The 26,211-nt window shown below is 31.8% G+C and carries 24 protein-coding genes; 23 read left to right on the forward strand and 1 reads right to left on the reverse strand.

Features of this window, described 5'->3' with window-relative positions; all coding sequences use genetic code 11:
* Window positions 1-4 precede the first annotated feature (4 nt).
* Both infB and arsB read left to right on the forward strand, forming a co-directional pair.
* Window positions 5-2,113: a translation initiation factor IF-2 gene (infB, locus tag LQ673_RS03065; RefSeq protein WP_191835957.1), complete on the forward strand. Its 2,109-nt coding sequence runs from the start codon at window positions 5-7 to the stop codon at window positions 2,111-2,113.
* Window positions 2,114-2,222: 109 nt separating this feature from the next.
* Window positions 2,223-3,512: an arsenite efflux transporter membrane subunit ArsB gene (gene arsB / locus LQ673_RS03070; protein ID WP_191835976.1), complete on the forward strand. Its 1,290-nt coding sequence runs from the start codon at window positions 2,223-2,225 to the stop codon at window positions 3,510-3,512.
* 25 nt (window positions 3,513-3,537) lie between these two features.
* On the opposite strand, the gene LQ673_RS03075 is transcribed toward arsB, so the two are convergent.
* Window positions 3,538-4,092: an Ada metal-binding domain-containing protein gene (locus LQ673_RS03075; protein ID WP_191835958.1), complete on the reverse strand. Its 555-nt coding sequence runs from the start codon at window positions 4,090-4,092 to the stop codon at window positions 3,538-3,540.
* A gap of 126 nt (window positions 4,093-4,218) precedes the next feature.
* Between LQ673_RS03075 and LQ673_RS03080 the strand changes: the two genes are divergently transcribed.
* The 21 genes from LQ673_RS03080 to LQ673_RS03180 all read left to right on the forward strand — a co-directional run bounded on the left by LQ673_RS03080 (window position 4,219) and on the right by LQ673_RS03180 (window position 26,201).
* Window positions 4,219-4,719 (forward strand): methylated-DNA--[protein]-cysteine S-methyltransferase, encoded by a 501-nt coding sequence (locus tag LQ673_RS03080; RefSeq protein WP_191835959.1) that lies wholly within the window; start codon window positions 4,219-4,221, stop codon window positions 4,717-4,719.
* Window positions 4,720-4,788: 69 nt separating this feature from the next.
* Window positions 4,789-5,352 carry a dihydrofolate reductase family protein gene (locus tag LQ673_RS03085; RefSeq protein ID WP_048542593.1) on the forward strand — a complete coding sequence of 188 codons (564 nt, stop codon included), beginning with the start codon at window positions 4,789-4,791 and terminating at the stop codon, window positions 5,350-5,352.
* Window positions 5,353-5,364: 12 nt separating this feature from the next.
* The gene (locus tag LQ673_RS03090; protein WP_191835960.1) at window positions 5,365-5,781 is read left to right on the forward strand and encodes a GNAT family N-acetyltransferase; all 417 of its coding nucleotides are present in this window, start codon (window positions 5,365-5,367) and stop codon (window positions 5,779-5,781) included.
* Window positions 5,782-5,792: 11 nt separating this feature from the next.
* A complete protein-coding gene (locus LQ673_RS03095; protein WP_204171111.1) occupies window positions 5,793-6,644 on the forward strand; it encodes an aminoglycoside 6-adenylyltransferase in 852 nt (283 codons plus the stop codon).
* A 314-nt stretch (window positions 6,645-6,958) separates the two neighbouring features.
* Window positions 6,959-7,402, forward strand: coding sequence for a hypothetical protein (locus LQ673_RS03100; RefSeq protein ID WP_191835962.1), 444 nt, complete (start codon window positions 6,959-6,961; stop codon window positions 7,400-7,402).
* 190 nt (window positions 7,403-7,592) lie between these two features.
* Window positions 7,593-7,937, forward strand: a complete 345-nt coding sequence (rbfA, locus tag LQ673_RS03105; RefSeq protein WP_048542606.1) for a 30S ribosome-binding factor RbfA — start codon at window positions 7,593-7,595, stop codon at window positions 7,935-7,937.
* 616 nt (window positions 7,938-8,553) lie between these two features.
* A complete protein-coding gene (truB, locus tag LQ673_RS03110; protein WP_191835963.1) occupies window positions 8,554-9,480 on the forward strand; it encodes a tRNA pseudouridine(55) synthase TruB in 927 nt (308 codons plus the stop codon).
* Between the two features lie 12 nt (window positions 9,481-9,492).
* The gene (gene ribF, locus LQ673_RS03115) at window positions 9,493-10,449 is read left to right on the forward strand and encodes a riboflavin biosynthesis protein RibF (RefSeq protein WP_025905353.1); all 957 of its coding nucleotides are present in this window, start codon (window positions 9,493-9,495) and stop codon (window positions 10,447-10,449) included.
* A gap of 102 nt (window positions 10,450-10,551) precedes the next feature.
* Window positions 10,552-10,821 (forward strand): 30S ribosomal protein S15, encoded by a 270-nt coding sequence (rpsO, locus tag LQ673_RS03120; RefSeq protein WP_025905354.1) that lies wholly within the window; start codon window positions 10,552-10,554, stop codon window positions 10,819-10,821.
* A 120-nt stretch (window positions 10,822-10,941) separates the two neighbouring features.
* Window positions 10,942-13,056 carry a polyribonucleotide nucleotidyltransferase gene (gene pnp, locus LQ673_RS03125; RefSeq protein WP_025905355.1) on the forward strand — a complete coding sequence of 705 codons (2,115 nt, stop codon included), beginning with the start codon at window positions 10,942-10,944 and terminating at the stop codon, window positions 13,054-13,056.
* Window positions 13,057-13,508: 452 nt separating this feature from the next.
* The gene (locus LQ673_RS03130) at window positions 13,509-14,729 is read left to right on the forward strand and encodes a M16 family metallopeptidase (protein ID WP_191835964.1); all 1,221 of its coding nucleotides are present in this window, start codon (window positions 13,509-13,511) and stop codon (window positions 14,727-14,729) included.
* A 143-nt stretch (window positions 14,730-14,872) separates the two neighbouring features.
* Entirely contained in the window at window positions 14,873-16,546 is a 1,674-nt protein-coding gene (gene rnjB / locus LQ673_RS03135) for a ribonuclease J2 (protein WP_025905357.1), read from the forward strand.
* Between the two features lie 209 nt (window positions 16,547-16,755).
* Window positions 16,756-19,047: a DNA translocase FtsK gene (locus LQ673_RS03140; protein WP_191835965.1), complete on the forward strand. Its 2,292-nt coding sequence runs from the start codon at window positions 16,756-16,758 to the stop codon at window positions 19,045-19,047.
* Window positions 19,048-19,056: 9 nt separating this feature from the next.
* Complete coding sequence (locus tag LQ673_RS03145; RefSeq protein WP_037587813.1) at window positions 19,057-19,770, forward strand: GntR family transcriptional regulator; 714 nt, start codon at window positions 19,057-19,059, stop codon at window positions 19,768-19,770.
* A gap of 77 nt (window positions 19,771-19,847) precedes the next feature.
* Window positions 19,848-21,122 (forward strand): EF-P 5-aminopentanol modification-associated protein YfmF, encoded by a 1,275-nt coding sequence (gene yfmF, locus LQ673_RS03150; RefSeq protein WP_191835966.1) that lies wholly within the window; start codon window positions 19,848-19,850, stop codon window positions 21,120-21,122.
* Window positions 21,115-22,404, forward strand: coding sequence for an EF-P 5-aminopentanol modification-associated protein YfmH (gene yfmH / locus LQ673_RS03155; RefSeq protein ID WP_191835967.1), 1,290 nt, complete (start codon window positions 21,115-21,117; stop codon window positions 22,402-22,404). The genes yfmF and yfmH overlap by 8 nt, the downstream gene beginning before the upstream one ends.
* Window positions 22,397-23,101 carry an elongation factor P 5-aminopentanone reductase gene (gene ymfI / locus LQ673_RS03160; protein WP_191835968.1) on the forward strand — a complete coding sequence of 235 codons (705 nt, stop codon included), beginning with the start codon at window positions 22,397-22,399 and terminating at the stop codon, window positions 23,099-23,101. Before yfmH ends, ymfI begins: the two co-directional genes overlap by 8 nt.
* 16 nt (window positions 23,102-23,117) lie before the next feature.
* Window positions 23,118-23,933 carry a YmfK family protein gene (locus LQ673_RS03165; RefSeq protein ID WP_025905363.1) on the forward strand — a complete coding sequence of 272 codons (816 nt, stop codon included), beginning with the start codon at window positions 23,118-23,120 and terminating at the stop codon, window positions 23,931-23,933.
* 20 nt (window positions 23,934-23,953) lie between these two features.
* Window positions 23,954-24,349: a helix-turn-helix domain-containing protein gene (locus tag LQ673_RS03170; protein ID WP_037587819.1), complete on the forward strand. Its 396-nt coding sequence runs from the start codon at window positions 23,954-23,956 to the stop codon at window positions 24,347-24,349.
* A 64-nt stretch (window positions 24,350-24,413) separates the two neighbouring features.
* The gene (pgsA, locus tag LQ673_RS03175) at window positions 24,414-24,995 is read left to right on the forward strand and encodes a CDP-diacylglycerol--glycerol-3-phosphate 3-phosphatidyltransferase (RefSeq protein WP_191835969.1); all 582 of its coding nucleotides are present in this window, start codon (window positions 24,414-24,416) and stop codon (window positions 24,993-24,995) included.
* 57 nt (window positions 24,996-25,052) lie between these two features.
* Window positions 25,053-26,201 carry a CinA family nicotinamide mononucleotide deamidase-related protein gene (locus tag LQ673_RS03180; protein ID WP_191835970.1) on the forward strand — a complete coding sequence of 383 codons (1,149 nt, stop codon included), beginning with the start codon at window positions 25,053-25,055 and terminating at the stop codon, window positions 26,199-26,201.
* Window positions 26,202-26,211: the final 10 nt, after the last annotated feature.

Consider the following 26,211-nt stretch of genomic DNA (forward strand, 5'->3'; position numbering starts at 1 on the left):
GTATATGAGTAAAAAGAGAATATATGAGTATGCAAAAGAAATCGATGTAAAGAGTAAAGCAATCATAGATGAATTAAAAAAGAATAATATAGAAGTATCAAATCACATGCAAGCATTAGAGGAGAATGACATTAAAATTTTAGATAAAGCATTTAAAAAGCAGGATTCTGCTAAAAAAGACCAAACAACTACTCACGCAAATACAAATAAATCAAATAACAACAAACAGGATAACAAACAAAACAATAAACCTAATCATCAACAAAAGAATCAAAAAAATCAAAAGAATAAAAAGCAAAATAACAAAAAACAACATAATCAACAACAGCAACAACCTAAACCGGAAGTTAAAGAAACACCATCTTTAATTACGTATGAAGAAGGTATTACAGTTGGTGAATTAGCTGATAAAATCAACAAAGATGCTTCTGAAATTATTAAGAAGTTATTCTTACTTGGTGTCGTAGCTAATATTAACCAAGCATTAGATACTGAAACTGTTGAATTAATTTGTGCAGATTATGATATTGAAGCTGAGTTAGAAGTACATGTAGATGCTACTGACTTAGAAAATTACTTTGAAGTTGATGAAAATGATGCAGACTTAATTGAAAGACCTGCAGTTGTAACAATCATGGGACACGTTGACCATGGTAAAACAACACTTCTAGATTCAATCCGTAATACACGTGTTACAGCTGGTGAAGCGGGCGGTATTACACAACATATTGGTGCATACCAAATTGTTAATAATAACAAGAAAATTACATTCCTTGATACACCAGGACATGCTGCTTTCACAACAATGAGAGCGCGTGGTGCTCAAGTAACAGATATCACAATTTTAGTTGTTGCAGCTGATGATGGTGTAATGCCTCAAACAATTGAAGCAATCAACCATGCTAAAGCAGCAGAAGTACCAATTATTGTTGCGGTAAACAAAGTTGATAAACCAACAGCAAACCCTGATCGCGTTATGCAAGAATTAGGTGAATATGGTCTTTATCCTGAAGACTGGGGTGGAGATACAATCTTCGTTCAACTTTCAGCAATCCAAGGTGACGGAATCGATGATTTATTAGAAATGATTGGTTTAGTTTCTGAAGTTGAAGAATTAAAAGCTAACCCTGACCGTGCTGCAGTAGGTACTGTAATCGAAGCAGAGCTTGATAAATCACGTGGACCTGCAGCTTCTCTATTAGTACAAAACGGTACTTTAGAAGTAGGAGACTCATTAGTAGTGGGTAACACATACGGTAGAGTACGTGCGATGGTTAACGATTTAGGTAAAAGAATCAAAACAGCTGGACCATCAACACCTGTTGAAATTACTGGTTTACATGATGTACCACAAGCTGGTGATCGCTTTGTTGTATTCAAAAATGAAAAACAAGCTCGTCAAATCGGTGAAAAACGTCAACAAGAAAATATCTTAAAACAACGTCAAGATAGTAAGAGCGTTTCATTAGATAACTTGTTTGAACAAATGAAACAAGGTGAAATGAAAGATTTAAATATCATCATTAAAGGTGATGTTCAAGGTTCAGTAGAAGCTTTAGCAGCATCATTAATGAAAATAGATGTTGAAGGTGTTAATGTACGTATTATTCATACAGCAGTTGGTGCGATTAATGCATCAGACGTTACATTAGCAGCAGCATCAAACGGTATTATTATCGGATTTAACGTAAGACCAGATGCAGGTGCTAAACGTGCTGCAGAAGAAGAAAATGTTGATATGAGATTACACCGTATTATTTATAAAGTAATCGAAGAAATCGAATCAGCTATGAAAGGTCTATTAGACCCTGAATTTGAAGAGCAAGTTATTGGTCAAGCTGAAGTACGTCAAACATTTAAAGTATCTAAAGTCGGTACAATCGCTGGTAGTTACGTAACAGACGGTAAGATTACAAGAGATGCAAGTGTACGTATTATTCGTGACGGTATTGTAATCTTTGAAGGCGAACTAGATACACTTAAACGTTTCAAAGATGATGCTAAAGAAGTAGCAGCTGGATATGAATGTGGTATCACAATCGAAAAATTCAACGACATTAAAGAAGGCGACATCTTCGAAGCTTTCAAAATGGTTGAAATTGAAAGAAAATAAAGTGAATACTTTAATATAAATCTTAAGAGACTGGGACATTATTTATTGTCTCAGTCTTTTTTGATATAGCTTATAATTTGGGGATTTTCACGAAAGGAGGAAAACGTTGATGACCATACTTGCAATCATTATTTTTGTATTAACACTGACTTTCGTTATTTGGCAACCGAAAGGACTAGATATCGGTGTAACAGCTTTTATTGGTGCATTAATTGCCATAATAACTGGTGTTGTACAAATAGAAGATATATTTGAAGTGACCAGCATTGTTTGGAATGCAACATTGACATTTATAGCGATTATTATCATTTCACTTATTCTTGATGAAATAGGATTCTTTGAATGGTCTGCGATTCATATGGTTAAAGCCTCTCGTGGAAATGGTGTAAAGATGTTCATTTATATCATGATATTAGGTGCAATTGTTGCGGCATTTTTTGCGAATGATGGCGCAGCTTTGATACTTACGCCTATTGTATTGGCAATGGTACGTCATCTAGGATTTAATAAGAAAATTATTTTTCCTTTTGTTATAGCAAGTGGATTTATAGCAGATACAACTTCACTACCATTCACTGTGAGCAATTTAGTTAATATTGTTTCTGCAGACTATTTTAATATTGGCTTTGTTGAATATTTCTTACATATGCTCATACCGAATATATTCTCATTATTGGCTAGTATTGCCGTATTGTGGTTATTCTTTAAATCGTCAATACCACGTACATTTGATGATCGTCATTTAAAACAACCAAAAGAAGCAATTAAAGATTTGAAACTGTTTCGTATGTCATGGGCTATACTATCCATTTTACTCATCGGATATTTTATCAGTGAGTTTGTACACATACCCGTATCAATTATTGCAGGTATAGTAGCGATTATATTTGTATGGTTTGCTAGAAAATCTACTGCAGTTCATACTAAAAAAGTGCTCAAAGGTGCACCATGGAATATAGTCGTATTCTCAATTGGTATGTATCTAGTTGTCTTTGGGCTTAAAAATGTTGGTATCCTAACAATTTTAAGTCATATACTAACAGACGTTTCTCAACATGGATTATTTGCTAGTATTATGGGAATGGGATTTATAGCAGCATTTTTATCATCGATTATGAATAACTTACCAACCGTTCTTATAGATGCGCTCGCTATCCATCAATCAGATGTTATTGGTCCCCTTAAAGAAGGCATGATTTATGCAAATGTCATTGGTTCAGACCTCGGTCCGAAAATTACTCCTATCGGTTCATTAGCAACATTATTATGGCTACATGTATTGTCTCAAAAAGGTGTTAAAATACCTTGGGGCACATACTTTAAAACAGGTATTATCATAACGATACCCGTATTATTTATTACATTAGTAGGTTTGTATGTAACATTGTTAATCTTTTAAAAAACAGTTAAGATAGGAAGCTATCTTAGCTGTTTTTCTGTTTGCGATATTGTAAAGGTGTCATAAAATAGAATTGCTTAAATACTTTGATATAATGTGATGTTGTTTTATAACCAACTTTTCTACCAATGTCTTCAACTGTCATTATATTCTCATTAAGCAATGCGATACTTTTTTCAATTCTTATTTCATGTAAATATTGCATAATGGTTTGATGAGTAACTTGTTTGAATAATCTTGATAAATGAAATTTTGAACCGTGACATTGGTTACAAATTTCATCTAATGTAAGATTTAAATGATAATATCGATGAATGAAATTTTTTATTTGTAATGCCCATTCTTCATCTTCTAATAATTGACCTGTTGGATTACACTTTTTACAAGGACGATAACCATTTTCTATAGCTTCGTGATAGTCTCGATATATTGAAACATTTTCTTTATTAGGTAATTTAGCATTGCATGAAGGTTTACAGAATATCATTGTCGTCTTAACTGCATATACAAAATCATCATTTGCTAATTTATTGTTTGTTTGAATGTCTTGCCATCTTTTCTCAGTTAAATACATTGTCATATCTATCACCTCAAAAATATCATAACATATAAAAATATCCTTATATTGCTATCTAATTATGATAACGACTATTTATATTGAGTTTACAAATAAATTCATTTAAACTTTCATCAAAGGAGGTAGTCGATGAAAATAATTTATCATGGTATTCTTAAGCATCTTAATAAACATCTCGATATTTATGCAAGTGATGAGGGTCTCATATTTGTAGGCTCATTTGATAAAGAAAATGAAATACATCAGTTTATTTCAAATATAGAAATTAAAGAAAATCAAGACAAAGTAAAACCATATATCGACCAATTGAATGAATACTTTAATGGCACAAGAAACACTTTTGACTTAAAAATAGATATAAATTCCACACCTTTTAACGAAACTGTGTGGCAAGCATTGACCAAAATACCATATGGAGAAACAACAACTTATTCAGATTTAGCCAATAAAATTGATAAACCAAATGCAGTTAGAGCCGTTGCATCAGCAGTCGGTAAAAATCCATTAAACATTGTGATACCTTGCCATCGTGTTATAGGCAAAGACGGACAACTAAGAGGCTATAGAGGCGGACTTGAAATGAAGCAATCATTATTAGAATTAGAATCAAGACACACCCATTTATCATAAATAATGTGGTGTGTTTTCTATTATCATTTCATGTATGATAATAGAAAGAGATGATTGGGGGGTCAATATATGAGTAGTGATGATAATAGTAGGAAAGTCATTTTAGATTTAGCTGTTACTTTAGATGGGCTTATTGAAGGTGAAAATGGCGAGATTGACTGGTGTATTATGGATCCTGAAATGAATTTTGATGACTTTTTAAATCAAGTCGATACAATCTTTTATGGAAGAAAAAGTTACGAAGCATGGGGAGATTTTCAGCCTAGTTTAGAAGATTCAGAAGATGATAAATTAATGTGGAAAAACATTCATGCCAAAGAAAAATATGTCTTTTCAAAGAAATTTAAGTTTGAAGATAAACATGTCAATGTTATTAAAGATAATATCGTAGAACATGTCAATGAAATAAAAAGTAAGCCAGGTAAAGATATATGGTTATATGGTGGATCTAGCTTAATCACGACATTTGTAAATTATGGATTAGTAGATGAATATAGACTATCCATACATCCTATAGTTTTAGGAAAAGGAAAACCACTATTTATAGATATAGAAGATAGACAACAACTTAAACTAGTACATTCAAGAAAATTTAAATCAGGTGTTATACAATTAATTTATCATAATGAGTAGTAGGTGATGTTTATGTACACTTTTGAACGTGAATTTAAAAGCGAAAATATTGATAGTATAAAAGAAGTATATGAATCCGTTGGTTGGTTAGGTCATGATAACGAAAAAATAGAAAAAATATTTCTCAATAGTTCACATGTTGTAATAGTTAAAAATTACGATGAAGTTATTGCAGTAGCTAGGGCATTATCAGATGGAGTGTTTAATGCTGCTATATATGATGTAGTTGTAAAGAAAACATATCAACAAAAAGGTATTTCAAGAAAAATGATTGAAATTTTATTAGAAGATTTAAAACAAATATCATGTATTCATTTAATATCTACGACTGGTAATGAAGAGTTATATAGAAAGCTCGGATTTAAAAAATTAAAAACTGGAATGGCAATATATAAATCTATAAAATTAGATAATGAGTATACTGAATAGCAGGTGATATCATGAAAACAGAACGTGAGGTATTAGAAGAAATTTTTAATATTGCTTCGATTGAGGATGATATTAGAGCAGTTTGCATGAATGGGTCTAGGGTTAATAAATTTATTGAACCGGATGAATATCAAGATTTTGATATTGCATTTATCGTAAATAATTATGAGACATTTATTCAACATTTATCATTTATTGAAAATTTTGGAGAACCTATTATTTCACAGTGTAATAGAGAGCGTTCTGATAGTGGTATAAAGGATCAATTATTTTATATGGTGTTGTTTGAAAATTATATGCGAGTAGATTTCAGATTTATACCAATTGAATATATAGAAGCATATAGACATGAAGATTATTTACTGAAGGTATTAATTGATAAGGATCAGTATTTTAGTGAACAAATTGAACCAAATGATAAAAAATATCATATTAAGAAACCTAACCAGAAGCGGTTTGATTTTGCTTTTAATGAATTTTGGTGGTTATCAACGTATGTTGTTAAAGGCATTAAAAGAGAAGAAATTTTTTATGCTATTGATCATTTAAATATGATGCGTGATTTACTTTTGACTATGTATGACTGGAAAGTCAGTAACAAATTTGAATGGCAAATCTCAACTGGAAAAAACCATAAATTATTAAAAAAATACATTTCTAAGTCTGAATGGAATAAATTGTTAGAATCATATCCACACGGTGAAGTTGATGATATAACAAATTCATTATTAAATATTACAGAACAATTTTATATTTTATCAGTTGAAGTAGCCAAAGATTTAAATATGGGTATTAACACTTTAGAAGCAAATAAGGTTATTAATTATATCCATAATCAAATAACTGGATTTACTGACATGTAAATGGGAAGTATACCTTAGCTGGAGATATACTTCCCATTTTTGGAAGATAAGCACTTTTATTGTTGAGTCGAGAATACGGATTCTCTTCAAGTATATAAATATACTTGATATATATAGCATAACTGTTTATTTAGAAAAGTGAAATTTGTGTTATGGATGATGACTTGTTATGTGACAGTTGATGACATTCATTAAAGTATGAATCGTTATTTTTAATGTATATTTACACTACAATAAGGGAATAGGTAAGTAAATAGATTGGATGCAGTAAAGTTAATCATGAACTACAAATATGACGTATTGGAGTGGTTCTTATGCAAACAATGATCGTTTATTTTGTTGGCTGCTTTATTGGATTTATTGTACACCGTATATTTCAAACTGAAAGTATGTGGATGAATGTCGCTCAATTTTCAATATTTTTCGCATTTATGTATACATTTATTGGTAGATTTATGCCTTCTATTCGAAATTCACTTATTAAAATGGTTCCGAGTAGTATTCCAAATCCGAAAATGATTGTGTATGTAACGGGATGGTTAGAATTTGTCATAGCGATAAGTGTGTTTATTCCTAAAGTTAATTTTGTATTCAGTGTGATTGGTATTATTTTATGTTTTGTATTGTTCCCTGGTTATATGAAAGCACATGCTAAAAATATTACTATAGGTGGAAAAGTACCAATGAACATATATTTAAGAGCACTGTTGCAAATATTATTTATTATTTCATTTATTATCATCTTTAAGCATTCCTAAGATGGGATATGAAGTATTGATGGATAGTTTATGAATTCTTTTTTAACTTATTTTTCGATAATCTTTCATTTATTTTTCTAATGTAATTTAAACAAATAATTAATGGAATGATTATCTTTTTAAGCATTCAAGCATGTGCTATAATGTACTAATGTATATAGAGAGATGAGAATGTTAAGAGGTGAAAGATATGAGTATTCGTTCTGAACGAGTAGGCGAACAAATGAAAAAAGAATTAATGGATATCATCAATAATAAACTTAAAGATCCAAGAGTTGGATTTTTAACAATTACAGATGTAGAACTTCCAGGAGACTTATCACACGCTACAGTTTATTTAACTGTATTAGGTTCTGATAAAGAAAAAGAAGATACATTTAAAGGTTTAGAAAAAGCAAAAGGCTTTATTAAATCAGAATTAGGTAATCGTATGAAATTACGTATTTTACCAGAATTGCATTTTGAATATGATGAATCAATCGATTACGGTAATAAAATTGAACGCATGATTCAAGATTTAAATCGTAATGATTAATCCAAATTTGTAAAGACTGAGACACTATAAGATGTCTTAGTCTTTTTTTGATTAGAGAGGCTCTAACTACCATTTTTCTGAATTGTGGAAATAAGAACGCGCTAACTACCATTATTCTGAATTGTGGAAATAAGAATGCGCTAACTACCATTATTCCGAATTGTGGAAATAAGAATGCTGTAACTACCATAATTTCGAATTGTGGAAATAAGAATGCTGTAACTACCATTATTCCGAATTGTGGAAATAAGAATGTGCTAACTACCATAATTTCGAATTCTGGTAATTAGAGCGACGCCATCGTTAGGGACATTATTCAGAATTCTGTCCGTAAGCACCCTCGTTAGGGACATTTCTCGAAATTCTGTCCGTAAGCACCTTCGTTAGGGACATTATTCAGAATTCTGTCCGTAAGCACCCTCGTTAGGGACATTATTCAGAATTCTGTCCGTAAGCACCCTCGTTAGGGACATTACTCGGAATTCTGTCCGTAAGCGCCCACGTTAGGGACATTTCTCAGAATTCTGTCCCCAACACAATCGCTTTTTTTATGAAATTGAGTTATTTCTTCTTTTTATGAATATTTTCATGTAAAATTAAAAAGAATAGAAACATTATGGAGGTCGTAAATTTGGATGGCATTCTAGCAATTCATAAGGAAGTTGGTATGACAAGTCATGACGTCGTATTTAAACTTCGTAAAATTTTAAAAACAAAAAAAGTTGGCCATACTGGAACTTTGGATCCTGAGGTAAGTGGTGTACTACCGATTTGTGTTGGGAAAGCGACGCGTGTGAGTGATTATGTGATGGAAAGTGGCAAATCTTACAGAGCTGAAGTAACGATTGGTATGAGTACAACGACTGAAGACCAAACTGGTGAGATTGTAGATCAGAAGCGTGTTGGTCAAAATTTATGGGACAAAGATGAAATGATTGCGACTTTAAAACAATTAGAAGGTGACATTGAACAAATTCCACCTATGTATTCTGCTGTTAAAGTTAATGGTAAGAAATTATATGAATATGCTAGACAAAATATTGAAGTTGAACGTCCTGTAAGAAGGGTGCATATTAACAGTATTGATTTAATTTCTGATATTATTTATGAGAATGATACTTGTAAATTTGAAATTGAAGTTGAATGTGGCAAAGGGACATATATTAGAACGTTAGCAACTCAAATTGGTGCGTTACTAAATTATCCTGCACATATGTCTCATTTAATTAGGTTGAAAAGTGGCGGTTTTACTTTAAATCAGGCTATTAAATTAGATGACTTAAGAGAAATTGTTGAGCAAGATAAGTTACAAGATGTGATTCTTCCATTAGAATATGGATTGAATGGTTTAACGAAAATTACCGTATATGATAAAAATATCGTAACGCGTATTCAGAACGGACAAAAAATAGAAAAATCTTTAATAGATGAAAGTAAACATGATGGCGAATTTGTTGTTTGGTATGAAGACAAAGCGATTGCTATTATGGATACTTATGATAAAAATGAAACACTTTATAAACCGAAAAAAGTTTTTCTTTAAAGGAGTATATTGATGGAAGTTATAGAAATTACACACCCAATTAAATCTAAACAATTTGTAAATGAAAATATTGCTTTAGCAATCGGTTTTTTTGATGGCATACATTTAGGTCATCAACAAGTTCTTAAGAAAATGATTAAAGTAGCTAAAGATAAACATTTAAAAAAAGCTGTTATGACATTTGATCCACACCCTTCAGTTGTCTTAAATCCTGAAAAGAAAAGAACAACGTATTTAACACCTATTGCGGATAAAATTGAAGCAATTGAAAAGTTAGGCGTAGATTACTGTTTCGTCGTTAACTTTTCTTCGACATTTGCAGATGTGTCTGCAGATGATTTTATTGACCAATATTTTATTCAAAATCATGTAAAAGCTGTTATTGCTGGCTATGATTTTAGTTTTGGTAAATATGGAAAAGGAAATATGGCATCATTACAAGAGAATGATTATCCATTTGATGTATTTGTCGTTTCTAAGCAAACATTACATGAGGATGAAAAAATCTCAACTACGAATATTAGAACATCACTTGAATTAGGTGAAATAGAAGCTTGTAATTTAGCTTTAGGACGCCCATATGTTATTAAAGGTATGGTTGTTCAAGGTGAAAAAAGAGGACGTACGATTGGTTTTCCTACAGCTAATGTTGAACCTAGCGATGACTATGTGTTACCGAGAAAAGGTGTTTACGCCGTAACATTATTAATTAAATCAAGAGATAAGTCATATAAAGGTGTGTGTAACGTTGGTGTGAAACCAACATTCCATGATCCATCTGTTTCTCAAATAAGTATTGAAGTTAATATCTTTGATTTTGAAGAAAGTATATATGGTGAGCGTGTAGAAGTATATTGGCACCATTTTATTAGACCAGAACAAAAATTTGATGGCATAGATGCACTTGTTAATCAAATTAAGCAAGATAAAGAAGAAGCAAAAGCGTTATTATCACTTGAAAGAACATAAAGAGTTATGTATAATGATTTGAGTGCCTAATCCTTGGCTTATCGACACTCCGACGATCAGCTCAGGTTTACGGTGAATACAATTATAGGAGGGAAATTGACAATGGCAATTTCACAAGAAAGAAAAAACGAACTAATCGAACAATACCGCGTACATGAAACTGATACTGGTTCTCCAGAAGTACAAATCGCAGTTTTAACAGCAGAAATCACTGCTTTAAACGAACATTTACGTACTCACAAGAAAGACCATCATTCACGTCGTGGATTATTAAAAATGGTTGGTCGTCGTAAACATTTATTAACATATTTACGTGAAAATGATGTTCAACGTTACCGTGATTTAATTAAATCATTAGGATTACGTCGCTAATCGTAATTTCAATCGAAGGAAATCAACCAGATTTCTTTCGATTTTTTTATAAATAAATATAAAAAATATGTGTATAATGGTATGATATAAGAGATTAAGTGTATGAGAGGAGATTCATAAATGTCTCAAGAGAAGAAAGTCTTTAAGACAGAATGGGCAGGAAGTCCATTAATAATTGAAACAGGCCAATTAGCAAAACAAGCTAATGGTGCAGTATTAGTAAGATATGGGGATACAGTTGTATTATCAACAGCAACTGCATCAAAAGAACCTAGAAATGTAGACTTTTTCCCATTAATGGTTAACTATGAAGAAAAAATGTATGCTGCAGGAAAAATTCCTGGCGGCTTTAATAAACGCGAAGGTAGACCTGGTGAAGATGCTACTTTAACAAGTAGATTAATTGATAGACCAATTCGTCCATTATTCCCTAAAGGATACAGACATGATGTTCAAGTTATTTCTATCGTAATGAGTGTTGATCCAAACTGTTCACCAGAAATGGCAGCTATGATCGGTTCTTCAATGGCATTATCTGTATCAGATATTCCATTTGAAAGACCAATTGCAGGTGTAAACGTAGGATTAGTAGACGGCGAATTTGTTATCAATCCAGATGTTGAACAAAGAGAAGTCTCTTTATTGGATTTACAAGTAGCGGGTCATAAAGATGCGATTAACATGGTTGAAGCGGGTGCTAAAGAAGTAACTGAAGAAACAATGTTAAATGCTATTTTATTTGGTCATAAAGAAATTCAAAGATTAGTTGAATTCCAAGAAGCTATCATTGAAGATATTCAACCTGAAAAAGCTGAATTTATACCTGTTGAAATTGAAGCTTCATTTGAAGAAACTGTTCGTGCTAAAGCAGAAGCTTTAGATATTATTTCAGCAATCAGAACTGAAGAAAAACAACAAAGAGATATTAATATTTCTGCAGTTAAAGAAGAAGTTCTAAATGACTTTACTAACGAAGAAGATCCAGATAACGAAGAAGTTCTTAAAGATGTAAGTAAAGTATTAGATGCACTTGTAAAAGAAGAAGTGCGTCGTTTAATTACTGAAGATAAAGTGAGACCAGATGGACGTAATCCTGAAGAAATCAGACCATTGTCTTCTGAAGTTGGATTATTACCTAGAGCTCATGGTTCAGGTTTATTTACACGTGGACAAACTCAAGCATTTTCAGTTGCGACTTTAGGTGCATTAGGTGAACATCAAATCATTGATGGTCTAGGTACAGAAGAACAAAAACGTTACATGCATCACTATAATTTCCCTAACTTCTCAGTTGGTGAAACAGGACCAGTGAGAGCACCAGGACGTCGTGAAATTGGTCACGGTGCATTAGGTGAACGTGCATTACTACAAGTTATTCCTGATGAAAAAGAATTCCCTTATACAATAAGAGTTGTTTCAGAAGTACTTGAATCAAATGGTTCATCATCACAAGCTTCAATTTGTGGTTCAACTTTAGCTTTAATGGATGCAGGTGTGCCAATTAAAGCACCAGTTGCAGGTATCGCAATGGGCTTGATTACTAAAGATGATAACTACACAATTTTATCTGATATTCAAGGTATGGAAGATGCACTAGGTGATATGGACTTTAAAGTTGCAGGTACAGAAAAAGGTATCACTGCTATTCAAATGGACATCAAAATCGATGGTTTAAGTGAACAAATCTTAAAAGAAGCTCTTGAGCAAGCAAGGATTGGTAGATTATATATCTTAAATCATATGCTTGAAACATTAAGAGAACCTAGAGAAGAACTTAGCCAATATGCACCTAAAATTGAAATTATGCATATTAAACCAGATAAAATTAGAGATGTTATTGGACCTGGTGGTAAGAAAATCAATGAAATCATTGATGAAACAGGTGTTAAATTAGATATCGAACAAGACGGTACAGTATTTATCGGATCTAAAGATAAAGAAATGATCGACCGTGCTAGACAAATTATTGAAGATATTACAAGAGAAGCTGAAGTCGGTGCAATTTATATGGCAACAGTTAAACGTATCGAAAAATTCGGTGCATTTGTTGAAATCTTCCCAGGTAAAGATGCCCTTGTTCATATTTCTCAATTCTCTAACGAAAGAGTTAACAAAGTTGAAGATGTAGCTAAAATTGGCGACCAATTCTTAGTAAAAGTAACTGAAATTGACCGTCAAGGACGCGTAAACGCATCACGCAAAGTGTTGTTAAACGAAGAAAAAGAACAAAAATAATAAAAGAAAAGATTCAGATAGGGACATTGACAATCATTAAAATCTGAAATTTAAAGTGTCAACAAAGTCATAGATTTTGTTGGCATTTTTTATGAGTAAGTAGAACAAGAAGTTACATGACATATGTTAGTAGTGGTATGAATAAGGGTGTCGTTATTAGCAGTTCTGGCAAAAGGTGCAAATACTGATACCGTTATTAGCAGTTTTGGCTAAAAATGCAAATACTGCGATTATACATGTACATAATACTTCTCAATACTTATAACACAAAAGGTTTTAAATTAATGATTGCTTCATATAAAATACTTTTATAACCGATACGCCTGAGGGAATCGTACAAGTCGAAGACTACAGGCTGAGACTGTACCCTAGGCAAGAGAGGTTATGAAAGTATGTATGTCTACTAATAGAGGGACATTGACGTGTCCCTATTTATTTTGAGGTGAATAAATATGGCTGATTTACAACGACTGAATAATGGAACGACTGTGATTTTTGAAGAAGTTCCTAACAGTGAAACAATTAGTGTAGGTGTTTATGTCAATACTGGAACGGGTGATGAAGGTGATTATCCAGAAGGTATTGCTCATTTTATGGAACATATGTTGTTTAAAGGTAGTGAACACTATACGAGACAGCAATTATCAAATGAATTTGATAAAATTGGTGGCTATAACAATGCATATACGACAAAAATGTACACTTGTTATTTCTGTAAAACATTAAAAAGATTTGAACATAAAGCAATTGATTTACTTATAGATATGGTTAAAAATCCACTGTTTCTTGAAGAAGAAATTGTTCGTGAGAAAAAAGTCATTTTAGAAGAAATTAAAATGATTGAAGATACACCAGAAGAATGGTTAATGGATAAATTAGAACATGAAATTTATAAAGACCAACCATTAGGACGAATGATCCTTGGTACGCCTGATAGTGTCAATCGAATAGATAGAGATACATTAGTTGATTTCCATAAAAAATATTATCAAAGTAATCGATTAATTGTTTCAGTTGCAGGTGCCTATAGCAAGTCTATGAAAGAAACGTTGCTTAAGCAATTATCTGATGGCATAGAAATACCGCTTGATCAACAAGAACAAAACATGACTTTTATTGAGAAGAAAGAAACTTACTATAAAAATGAGCTAGAGCAAACGCATTTTATGAGAAGTTATGATGCACCAAGTTATAATGATGAACACTACTATGCAACGAATATATTGAACACGATTTTAGGCGAAACAATGAGCTCTAAATTGTTCCAAGTTCTAAGAGAAGAACATGGATTATGTTATAATGTTTACTCAGATTTCCAAAGTTTTCACAATGATGGCTTGCTGACAATTTATGTAGCAACTGATAAAGAAAATGTTGATGCATCAAGTGAACTTATTACTGAAGTGCTTGAGTCATTATTAAGTGATGGTATTACACAGAATGAATTAGATGATGCTAAAAGTCATATCATCACAAGCTTTTTAATGGCATCTGAATCTAACCAAAATAAAATGACGAGAAATGCACGTTCAATCATGTTTCATAATGAATTAGTTACGAATGAGCAGTTCGAGCACGAGATTAATCAAATACAGTTAGCAGATATTAAATTAGCTACGAAAAGATTATTGGATGCACCTTATTCTGAGTTTATTTTGACAGAGAAATCATAAAGTTATGACCTGATATAACAATTATTGTCTTCCTTAATTTAAAATATGTATAAGACTGTTGTATGTGCTTGTATAATCGATTATATAAATGGTATGATTAAATAAATATATTATGGACGGGACTACATTTAGGAGGAACAATTTTGAGTTTAATAAAAAAGAAAAATGATAAAATTCGTATCATACCACTCGGTGGTGTAGGAGAAATTGCAAAAAACATGTATATCGTTGAAGTGGACGAAGAAATGTTCATGTTAGACGCTGGTTTAATGTTTCCAGAAGATGAAATGTTAGGTGTAGACGTTGTTATACCAGACATACAATATGTTATTGAGAATAAAGATAAACTTAAGGGTATCTTTTTATCACACGGACATGAAGATTCTATCGGTGCTGTAAGTTATATACTTGAAAAGCTTGATGCGCCAGTATACGGATCAAGATTGACGATCGCATTAGTTAAAGATCATATGAAAGCAAGAAAAATCAATAAAAAAGTACGTTATTATACAGTAAATAAAGATTCTGTCATGAGATTTAAAAATGTTAACGTGACATTCTTTAATACAACGCATTCTATCCCAGATAGTTTAGGTGTATGTATCCATACATCTTATGGTGCAATCGTTTATACTGGAGAATTTAAATTCGACCAAAGTTTACAAGGTGCCTATGCACCTGATATTGCTAAGATGACTGAAATTGGTCAAAATGGCGTATTTGCGTTGATTAGTGATTCAACAGAAGCGGAAAAGCCAGGCTATAACGTTCCTGAAAATGTAATCGAAAGTCATATGGTTGATGAATTTGCAAAAGCAAGCGGACGCATTATCGTGTCTTGTTATGCATCTAACTTTATTCGTATTCAACAAGTACTGAATGCGGCTAGTAAATTAAACCGTAAAGTTTCATTCTTAGGACGTTCTTTAGAAAGTTCTTTCAATGTTGCACGTAAATTAGGTTACTTCAATATTCCAGAAAATCTTTTAGTACCAGTGCATGACATTAGTAAATATCCTAAAAATGAATTAATTATTATTGCTACAGGTATGCAAGGTGAACCAATTGAAGCATTAGGCCAAATGGCTCAACAAAGACATCCTATTTTAAACATTTTAGAAGGCGATAATGTTTATATTTCTACAACAGCTTCTGCTAATATGGAAGTGATTATTGGTCAGACTTTAAATGAATTAGTTAAAGCTGGCGCACATATTATGCCTAATAACAAAAAAACACATGCATCTAGTCATGGTTGTATGGAAGAACTTAAAATGATGCTTAATTTAATGAAACCTGAATATTTTATTCCAGTACAAGGTGAATTTAAAATGCAAATCGCACACGCGAAATTAGCAGCTGAAACAGGCGTAGATCCTGAGAAAATTTTCTTACTAGAAAAAGGTGACGTTGTTAACTTTGATGGCGAAAAAATGATTGCTAATGAAAAAGTTACAGCTGGTAACGTATTAATTGATGGTATCGGTGTTGGAGACGTTGGTAATATTGTTTTGAGAGACAGACACTTATTAGCTGAAGATGGTATATTTATTGCTGTTGTAACTTTAGATCCTAAAAATAGAAAAATCGTTGGTGGACCTGAAATTCAATCACGTGGATTCGTTTATGTTAGAGAAAGTGAAGAATTATTAAACGACGCTTCAGAAAAAGTCCGTGAAATTGTTGAAGAAGGTTTACTTCAAAAGAAAATTGAATGGTCTGAAATGAAACAAAATATGCGTGATAAACTCGGTAAGTATCTATATGAACAAACGAAACGTCGCCCGATGATTATTCCAATTATTTCAGAAATCTAATGAATTGTTTTATGGATGATTTTTAACAGTCAAGAGATGAGACTAAATTCTATATCAATATAATGGATTTTTCCATCTCGGCAAAGGTGAACAAATAATGTGTCATACACGCTATTTGTTCATTAACTGCCTACATACTATATGAGGCTGAGACATCTATTTATGTCCCAGCCTCTTTTTGCATTATAGATAAGGAGGCTATTTCAAAAATGGTACAAAAGAAGAAGCCAGCAACACGTAAAAGAAAAACAACACGTGGCAAGAAAAAGCAAAAAGATAATACACTAAAATACGTCATACAGATGATTGTGTTGTTTTTACTCGTGTTAGGTATTTTTCAATTAGGATTTATAGGTTTAATGATTGATAGCTTCTTTCATTTCTTATTTGGATTCTCGAAATATTTCACCTATATACTGATAGCGATTATTTCACTATTAATAACAGTGAATGGTAAATTAAAATTCACAAGAAGAGTAAACGGATTGCTCGTCTTTCAAGTAGCATTGCTATTCATTATGCAGTTAGTATTATATTTCAAAGATCCATCGTTTAATACCTTTAAGACAACTTTGAGTGAAACATATTCAAGTTTAGAACGTAATGCATTTTACTTTAACGGTGGTGGTTATATTGGTTATTATGCATTTAATGTCATAAGCAAACTTATTTCCGTATTTGGATATAGTTTATTAACCATTCTCGTTTTACTATCTAGTGTCATTTTAATCATGAAGAAAAGACATCGTGATATTACGAAATCAGCTTTTGATATGGCACAAAGTAAAACTAAATCAAAAATGACAAACCTTGAACAAAAAAGAGAAGAAAAAGCGAAAGCTAAACAACTAGAAAAAGAAAAGCGTCAAAAAGAGCAACCTAAAGACGTTTCACATTTAGAAGAAGTCGAACCAGTTCAAGAAATTTCTAAAAATGACCAACTACAAACTAATGAAGAAATTCCAATCTTTGAATCACAAGAAAAGTTAGCTGCTAAAAGAGCACAACAACCTAAACAAACGGTTCAAAAAGATCATGATAATCATGAACCTGAAATGAATGAATCAACAATAGATGAGACAGAGAATTTAAACTATAAATTACCACCGATTACGATTTTAAATGATCCGCCTAAATCACAATCAGTGTCTAAAAAGACCGTTCAAGAAAAAGGGAAACTACTCGAAGCTACGTTAAGAAACTTTAATGTTGATGCGAAAGTGACTCAAATTAGGATTGGACCAGCTGTTACGCAATATGAAGTACAGCCAGCTCAAGGTGTGAAAGTAAACAAAATCGTTAATTTAAGTAACGATATTGCACTGAATTTAGCAGCAAAAGATATTAGAATTGAAGCGCCTATTCCAGGTAAGTCTGCAGTTGGGATTGAAGTACCTAATGAACATATTTCAATGGTAACGTTGAAAGAAGTACTGAATGAGGCAAAACCAACGTCTAATAAGCTTGAAGTTGCTTTAGGTAGAGATATTTCAGGTGAACCGATTACTGCAGAATTAAACAAATTACCTCACTTACTCGTAGCAGGTGCTACAGGGAGTGGTAAATCTGTTTGTATTAATGGTATTATCACAAGTATTTTAATGAATGCTAAACCACATGAAGTAAAATTAATGCTTATTGATCCTAAGATGGTTGAATTAAATGTGTATAACGGGATACCACATTTATTAACACCTGTTGTTACGAATCCTCAAAAGGCAAATCAAGCATTACAAAAAATTGTATCCGAAATGGAAAAAAGATATGACTTGTTCCAACACGTTGGTGCAAGAAATATTGAAGGATATAATCAATTTATTGAACGTACGAATCAAGAAATGGAAGAAAAACAAGCGCAATTACCTTATATTGTCGTCATTGTTGATGAACTTGCTGACTTAATGATGGTTGCTGGTAAAGATGTTGAATCATCCATTATGAGAATCGCACAACTTGCGCGTGCAGCAGGTATACACTTAATTATTGCGACACAAAGACCATCTGTTGATGTTATCACAGGTAGTATTAAAGCTAATATTCCTTCTAGAATTGCATTTGCAGTAAGTTCTGCAACAGATTCTAGAACAATTTTAGATAGTGGTGGTGCTGAAAAATTGCTAGGTAGAGGTGATATGCTATTCTTATCTAGAGATTCTTCGAAACCAACAAGAATACAAGGTGCATTTCTTTCTGATGGTGAAGTTGAATCAGTAGTTCAACATGTTGTTGGAGAACAAACAGCGAACTATGTTAAAGAGATGGAACCTGATGAACCAACTGAAACAAATGAAATGGAAAGTGAAGATGCTTTATACAAAGAAGCATATTTATTTGTTGTAGAAGAACAAAAAGCAAGTGCGAGTTTATTACAAAGAAGATTTAGAATAGGTTATAATAGGGCATCTAGGTTAATGGATGATTTGGAAAATAATGGTGTTATTGGTCCTCAATCAGGTAGTAAACCTAGACAAGTATTGGTTGATATTTATCAAGACGAATAGGGGGATATTATGTCTACAAATGCAAGTACAAATTTCGTTAAAAATTGGATATTAGAAAAAATTCAAACAGCTGAACTCAAACCGGGAGATGCTATTCCGAATGAGTTTGAAATTAAAAAGTTGTTAAATATAAATTATGATGAAATTGAAAAAGCCATACATGAACTTGTCACGGAACAAATTTTATCTCAAAAAACAGGCGACGTAACAGTGGTGAAACCTACACAACCATATTATTATCCGTTAGACGAATTAGTCAGTATTACAAAAATGATAGAAAAAAATGGTGAAGTTGCTGGAACTGAATTTATTAGTTTAGATGAAGAAGTCGCGACTTTAAAAGATATAGAAGTATTAAATTTAGAAAAAGATGCGTATATTTCAGTTATTGAAAGAGTACGCACAGCTAATGGTGAGCCAGTCGTTTATTGTTTAGATAAAATTGCTACTGATTTATTTGCATGCAGTGACTACCGATCCAACTCATCTATTTTATCTGCAATTGAAAGTAAAGTAGAATTTAAAATAACACATGCTAATACATCTATAGAATCTATTAGTTATGAACCATATATTAGTGAAATACTGAATTCTGAACCAGATGATGCAATGATGTTATTAACACAAATTCATTATAACGAACATGGTACACCTGTTCTTTATTCACTAAATTATTTTAAAAGCAGTCTTGTAAAGTTTCGAATTACAAGAAATAGGATATAATAAATATATTGAGAGAAACAAAGTAACAATTGTTGCTTTGTTTCTCTATATACATACATATAAGAGAGGTATCTATTATGATAACAACAGAACATATACAATTATCTTCAAATGACGTTTATGTGATACCAACTGAAAAATTTAAAACAACGACTATCGTTTTTAAATTTGTAGCACCATTAAACAGTGAGACGATTACATCTAGGTCAATTTTAAGTAAATTAATTACACGTGTTACAAAACAATACCAAACTGATAAAGAAATGAATAATTTGCTTGCGGACTTATATGGTGCGCATTTATTTAGCTATGTCAATAAACAAGCTAATAATCATATCATGACAATTGGTATTGAAATCGTAAATGAAAAATATTTAAATAGTGAAATTCCACTGTTTGAGCAAGCCGTTAAATTATTGCACGAAGTGATTTTCAACCCACTTATTGAAAATGGGAAATTTAACGAAAAATATACGAAGCAAGAAAAATCTTTATTACATAAAAAATTAACTGCAATTGAAGACAATAAATCTCAACGCGCATTTATTCAATTTATGAATCATATGTTTGAAGATGAGCCATATAAATATTTAGCTTCAGGTCGACTAGAAGACATTGATAATGTAACGCCTGAATCTTTAGTGAATACATATCATGATTTGTTACATGAGAATGCAATATCTACATATATTATTGGAAATGTTGAATTAGATGAAGTTAAATCATTGTGTCATGAATATTTTAATTTCGATCATAATAGTCAATTAGAAATCGAAACGACATTATTAAAAGATATTAAAGAAGTAAAAGAAATAGTAGATTATACAAAGATTGATCAAGCAAAATTAAATATGGGATATAGGTTCCCAATAACATTCCATTCTAAAGAATATTATTCGTTCTTAGTATTAAATATGTTACTTGGTGGAGATGCTTCTTCAATTTTATTTAGTGAAGTACGTGAAAAACAAAGTTTAGCATATTCAATACATTCTCAAATCGATGCAAGAAATGGGTTCTTATATATAGTTGGTGGCATCTCTAAAGATAAAGTACATGTCGCTAAAGAAACAATTTTAAATATTTTTAAAGATATTCAAAAAGGTGAAATTGAAACAGAGAGACTGACGTTAGCGAAGAAAGTCCTAATCTCACATGCACGAGAAATGTTTGATAAGCAACGACAAATGATCGACTTATTGCATACACATGCGAGATATCAATCCGTTTATAACTATGATGAGTGGATTAAAGAAATTGAATCTATCACTATTGAAGATATTAAAAAAATCGCACAACTTGGACAATTAGATACAATATATATACTGACTGAAGGTGATAACAATGCGTAATCAATATTATAAACAGATTGATGAAACTGTATTTGAAGAGACTTTAGAGAATGGTTTAAAAGTAGTTGTCATTCCAAAAGCAGGTTTTTCAAAGACTTTTGTGACATATACAACACATTTCGGTTCACTTGATCATACATTTAAGCCACATGGCAAAGATGATTTTGTAACAGTTCCGGACGGGGTAGCACATTTCTTAGAACATAAATTGTTCGAAAAAGAAGACGGCGATGTCTTTACAAGTTTCGCTGAAAATGATGCACAAGTTAATGCATTTACAACATTTGATAGAACAAGTTATTTATTTAGTGCGACAGGAAATGTACACGATAATATTATTCGTTTATTAAAGATGATTGAAAGTCCATATTTCACTGAGAAAACAGTAGAAAAAGAAAAAGGTATAATCGCTGAAGAAATTAAAATGTACCAAGAACAGCCGAATTATAAATTAATGTTCCAAACTTTAGGTGCACTTTATCATAATCATCCAGTACAAGTGGATATAGCAGGATCTGTTGAAAGTATTTATGACATTACGGCAGAAGATTTATATTTATCATATGAAACATTTTATCATCCAGCAAATATGGTGTTAATCATTGTTGGAGACGTCGATCCTGAAGAGACTATACAATTAGTACGTGAACATGAAGATAAAAGAAATATGCATGAAATGCCACCTATTACGAGAAAAGCCATAGACGAACCGACATTTGTACATACACCATATGTCGAAACGAAAATGGATATCGTCCAAGAAAAATCAATGTTGGCATATAAATTCAAGCCAAATATAATTTCTGATAAAGTACGCGTAAAAAATGATATGGAAATGATGATTGCTTTAGATTTAATGTTTGGTGAACAAACTGAATTTTATCAATCAAATTTAGAAAAAGAAGTGATTGATGATACGTTTGGTTATCAATTTGCTAACGAAATGACATATAGTTATTTAATTCTAGCTGTGACAACTGATTATCATCATGAATTTAAAGAAGCGGTTAAAGCAGAACTTAAGAAATATATAGAAAATGGATTTGTTCCAGAAGAGTTAGAAAGAGTGAGAAAACAAACTTTAGGGGAAATTGTATCAAGCTTAAATTCTCCAGAATATATTGCGAATCAATATACTAAATTCTATTTCGAAGGTGTAGAACTATTTGAACTTGTAAACATTTTAGAATCTATAACAGTAGAAAGTGTACAAGAAACATTGGCTTCATTAATAGACTTTGATCATGTTGTAGAAAGTCGTTTGGTGAAACAAAATGGCTAGAACATTTATTGTTGGTGGTAGTGGTGACATTGGCTTATCGATTGTTGATGAATGTTTATCGCTAGGGCATGAAGTGATACTGCATTATAATCGATCTAATATTAATGAACTCAAACAAAGGTATGCCGGACAACCTGTTACTTTTCTACAATTCGATTTAACAAACAAAGATAATCTACAGTCTTTAACTTCAATTGGACATATTGATCAATTAATATATGCAGCTGGGCAATCGTCATTTGGTGCGATTCAAGATTTTACAGATGTTGATATTGATGTTCAATATAATTTGAATGTATATGCGCTCATAAAAATTGTTCAATTATTTGTTGATGATATTAGAAAAAGTGAAAATGGCAGAATAATCGTTATATCATCTATTTGGGGTGAGACTGGTGCAAGTTACGAAACAATCTATTCAACAATGAAAGCAGCTCAACTTGGCTTTGTTAAATCTTTAGCAAAAGAACTTGCTTTAACATCTATTACAGCAAATGCTATATGTCCAGGGGTCGTTCATGGTAAAATGACAGATGAACTTGATGAAATTACACAAACACAATTAAAAGATGAAATACCACAAGGTCGGTTTGTTCAAACTAAAGAAGTTGCGGCAACGGTGGGATATTTATTAAATCCGTTATCTCAAAGTGTGACCGGTCAAGTACTTCGTGTAAACGGAGGATGGTATATTTAATATTGGGGTGGATATTATGGAAGAAGTCATTAAAAAAGAATGGTACTTAGAATACGATATACAAGTAAATAGAGCAGGTTTATTAGGGGATATCTCTAGTTTGCTTGGTATTTTAGGTATTAATATCATTACGATAAATGGTGTCGATCAAGGTCGAAGAGGGCTACTCATTAAGACAGATGATATGAATAAGGTTAAACGTTTTGAAAATATTGTTAAAGAAATTGATGATATCACAATTAAAAAATTACGTACACCAGGCTTAAGAGATCGATTAGCGGTAAGACACGGTAGATATATTAAAAGAGATGTTGATGACAAAAAGACTTTTAGATTCGAAAGAAAAGATTTAGGTTTGTTAGTCGATTTTATGGCAGAACTGTTTAAAGAGAACCGTCATAAACTTATTGGTGTAAGAGGTATGCCAAGAGTAGGTAAAACAGAATCTGTTGTTGCTGCAAGTGTGTGTGCCCATAAAAAATGGTTATTTATTAGTTCAACGCTTATTAAACAAACTGTAAGAAGCTCTTTATTAAAAGGTGAATATAGTGATGAAAATGTTTATATTATTGATGGGGCTGTAACGTCTAAACAAACCGACGAAAAGCATAAACAACTCGTTAGAGAAGTTATGAGTTTACCAACAATTAAAGTAGTAGAACATCCTGATTTATTTGTACAGCGCTCTGAATATAGCCTTGAAGATTTTGATTATATTATTGAACTAAGAGAAACAGAAGACCAAGAAATTACATATGAGCAATTAAATAAAAATGATTTATTTACAAATGACAATATGGCATTTGGAGATGGATTTGGATTTTTTGAATAAATTGTTTGAGGTGAATATATTTGAAATATATTGGAGAAACGTTAAGAAGTAAAAGAGAACAATTAGGGATGACTTTAGTTGAACTTGAAGAAAAAACAAAGATACAAAGACCATTTTTAATGATGATTGAAAAGAATGAATTTGAAAATCTACCAAATCCTGATTATACAAGAGGTTTCATAACGAAATATGCTTCGGCAATCAATATGAGTGCACCAGAATTAATTGATAAACATCAAAGTGAGTTGCCTAAAACAGCACCTTCTGCTAAAGAAGCTTTTAGACAGCTTACGCAAGAAAAAAGAAGTCAAACTGAAATATCAGAGAATAAAATGGTAGCTAAACTCATAACACAAATGGTTACGTTCTTTGGTATATGTTTAATCGGTTGGATATTATTAATAATTATCATTTAATTATATATAGTATTGATTTATAATAGTATTATTATGCAGTTGTAAGAAAAGAAGGAGAACGAATATGAATATTCCTAATCAATTAACAGTATTACGTGTTATTTTAATACCTGTATTTGTTTTATTTTTACTTGTAGATTTTAATATGGGTGACATGCATTTCTTATTTGGACAAGAAATGAGAATAGAACAATTTATAGCTGGTATTATATTTATTTTAGCTTCTGTTACAGATTGGTTTGATGGCTATTTAGCGAGAAAATGGGAACTTGTTACAAACATGGGGAAATTTTTAGACCCTCTAGCTGATAAATTATTAGTTGCGAGTGCATTAATTGCATTAGTAGAACTTGATAAAGTATCATCAGTTATTGCTATTATCATCATTGCTAGAGAATTTGCTGTAACAGGTCTAAGATTACTTCAAATTGAACAAGGCTTTGTAAGTGCGGCTGGTCAATTAGGTAAAATTAAAACGGCTGTAACGATGGTTGCAATTGTATTTATCCTATTACAAGAACCATTATCTACTTTATGGCAAATTAATCTTGGGCAATGGCTCATGTATATTGCTACTTTCTTTACAATTCTATCTGGTATAGAGTATTTTTATCATGGTAGAGATGTATTTAAAGGATCAAAATAATAACAACATTTAACCTACAACATTTCGTTTGTAGGTTTTTCTGTAGGAGGCAAAAGTATGAAAGTTAGTATTTTAAGCGTAGGTACTGAAATTTTATTAGGACAAATTGCAAATACAAATGCACAGTTTATATCAAAAGTACTCAATGAACTTGGTGCAAGTGTGATGAGACACGTTGCTGTAGGTGATAATCCTGGAAGGTTAGAACGTACTTTTAAAGAAGAATTAGCGCATCATGACGTTGTGATTTTAACAGGTGGTTTAGGACCAACGAAAGATGATTTAACAAAACAAACTGTTGGTAAAGTATTAGGTAAATCGCTAGAAACAAATAAACAAGCTATGGATCAGATTGAACAATATTTCAAAAATGAAAACCGTACGATGACACCTAATAACAGACAACAAGCACTTGTTATTGAAGGTAGTGAAGTACTGAAGAATGACTTTGGTATGGCACCAGGCATGTATTTAGAAGTGGATGACAAAAAAGTCGTATTATTACCAGGTCCGCCGAAAGAACTTCAAACAATGGTCAATCAATATCTTGTACCTTTCTTCTTAAATGAAGAACGTGTGATCTTTTCAGAGTCGTTGAAATTCATGGGTATTGGTGAATCTAGTTTGGAAACAGAGTTGATTGACTTAATAGATAATCAATCCAATCCTACAATAGCACCACTTGCTGGTCAACATGAAGTATCACTACGTATTACGGCTAATGCGAATACTAAACAACAAGCGATAGATTTAATCCATCCTGTTAAAACAGAAATATTAAATAGAATCGGCGAATTTTATTATGGTAGTGATGATTTAACAGTTGAAGATGCTGTATTTAATGAATTAGACCAACCACTTGTTATCTATGATGGCATTACAGACGGTGTATTAAATGCTCGACTTAAACTATCTAAAGACAGCAAGCAATATTTAAAATCATATCTCTTACAAAATTCATGGACTGATGAAATGTTGAATATTAGTCAAGATGATTCAATTGAACAAATTGCAAATAAATTAAAATCAACATTTAACGTAGAAAGTGTTATCGTGTTAAAACAAGATCATAAAGAATCAACAGTATATATTTCACATATGCAAAAAACGGAAAAATTTATTTCGTCATTAAGTCAATCATATGCTGGAAGACGTGATAGAATAAGCAATATAGCACTTATAAAGTTTTTGAACCAATTAAGGTAACTTGCAATAA

Origin of the sequence: Mammaliicoccus sp. O-M54 (assembly GCF_022386035.1) — a bacterium.
In the GTDB taxonomy this organism is placed as follows: Bacteria; Bacillota; Bacilli; order Staphylococcales; family Staphylococcaceae; genus Mammaliicoccus; species Mammaliicoccus sciuri_A.